Below are 1,698 nucleotides of genomic sequence, written 5' to 3' on the forward strand. Positions count from 1 at the left end.
AAATCCTCACCATCGAAAGGATGACACGATGTCGATCACTGCAGAGCGCAAGGCTGCGCTTATCAAGGAATATGCAACCGTCGAAGGCGACACCGGTTCTCCGGAAGTCCAGGTTGCGATCCTCACCGAGCGGATCAACAATCTGACCGAACACTTCAAGGGCCACAAGAAGGACAACCACTCGCGTCGTGGCCTTCTGGCAATGGTTTCCAGCCGCCGTTCGCTTCTTGATTATCTCAAGAAGAAGGAAGAGGCGCGCTACACCAAGCTGATCAGCGCTCTCGGCATTCGCCGCTAAGCTTACCATCCGGCGGGGTCCTCCAGCGAGGAGCCCGCCGGCTCGTTTTTCCGCGGGAATCGTCCCGCCTTCTACGCTTCCGGATAAGCCTTGCGGCCCCGCCGAAGCGGATGATCCAGCAGACCGGATGGGCCGGCTCTGCGGAACCAACCGATGACCTGTCATGGGGCAGGATTGCAGGATGCTTCGGCGCTTGCTCGTTTCCAGGCACCGGAAGGCAATGGCTTTCAGGAGCGGAACGACCGCCAGCCATATCGAAGCCTCCCGTTGTCTTGCCCGTGATGCGTCATAGCTGCGGACCGCCCGCGCCGATCGAGGCTGCGGCGCGGATTTCCCGCACATGAAGGACACAACATGTTCGATACTCATACGGTAGAAATTGAATGGGCAGGACGCCCGCTCAAGCTCGAAACCGGCAAGATCGCCCGTCAGGCTGACGGCGCCGTTCTCGCCACCTACGGCGAAACCATCGTTCTGGCCACCGTCGTTTCGGCCAAGTCGCCGAAGCCGGGCCAGGATTTCTTCCCGCTCACCGTCAACTATCAGGAAAAGACCTATGCCGCCGGCAAGATCCCGGGCGGCTATTTCAAGCGCGAAGGTCGTCCGTCGGAAAAGGAAACGCTGGTTTCCCGCCTGATCGACCGTCCGATCCGCCCGCTGTTTCCCGAAGGCTACAAGAACGACACCCAGGTCGTCGTCACCGTTGTCCAGCACGATCTCGAAAACGATCCGGACGTCCTGTCGATGGTCGCCGCTTCCGCAGCCCTGACGATTTCCGGCGTTCCTTTCATGGGCCCGGTCGGCGGCGCGCGCGTCGGCTATATCAACGGCCAGTACGTCCTCAACCCGCATCACGATGAAATGCCGGAATCGGTTCTGGATCTGGTCGTCGCCGGTACGCAGGACGCCGTCCTGATGGTGGAATCCGAAGCCAAGGAACTCAACGAAGAGATCATGCTCGGCGCCGTGATGTTCGGTCACAAGGGCTTCCAGCCGGTCATCGACGCGATCATCAAGCTCGCCGAAGTGGCCGCCAAGGAGCCGCGCGACTTCCAGCCGGAAGATCATTCGGAACTCGAAGCCGAAATGCTCGGCATTGCCGAAACCGAACTGCGCGCCGCCTACAAGAACACCCAGAAGGCGGAACGCTACGCTGCTGTCGACGCCGTCAAGGCCAAGGTGAAGGCGCATTTCTTCCCCGAAGGCGCAGAGCCGAAATACACCAATGAAGTCATCGGTGCCGTCTTCAAGCATCTGCAGGCCAAGATCGTTCGCTGGAACATCCTCGACACCAAGAGCCGCATCGACGGCCGCGATCTCGACAAGGTTCGTGCGATCGTGTCCGAAGTCGGCATCCTGCCGCGTACCCACGGTTCGGCGCTCTTCACCCGCGGCGAAAC

The 1,698-nt window shown here is 60.5% G+C and carries 1 protein-coding gene and 1 pseudogene; both read left to right on the forward strand.

What is annotated here, in order from left to right; all coding sequences use genetic code 11:
* The first annotated feature begins 28 nt into the window (after positions 1–28).
* On the forward strand, positions 29–298 hold the full coding sequence (gene rpsO, locus VL202_RS05650) for a 30S ribosomal protein S15 (protein ID WP_056338830.1): 270 nt from the start codon (positions 29–31) through the stop codon (positions 296–298).
* Between the two features lie 354 nt (positions 299–652).
* Positions 653–1,698 (forward strand): annotated as a pseudogene (locus VL202_RS05655) (polyribonucleotide nucleotidyltransferase); the annotation flags it as partial.

It is taken from the genome of Pararhizobium sp., from assembly GCF_035497515.1.
Classification (GTDB): domain Bacteria; phylum Pseudomonadota; class Alphaproteobacteria; order Rhizobiales; family Rhizobiaceae; genus Pararhizobium.

What these genes read in the sequence shown, in the direction of transcription:
- rpsO (WP_056338830.1), top strand. Translation starts at nt 29, where the DNA reads ATGTCGATCACTGCAGAGCGCAAGGCTGCGCTTATCAAGGAATATGCA.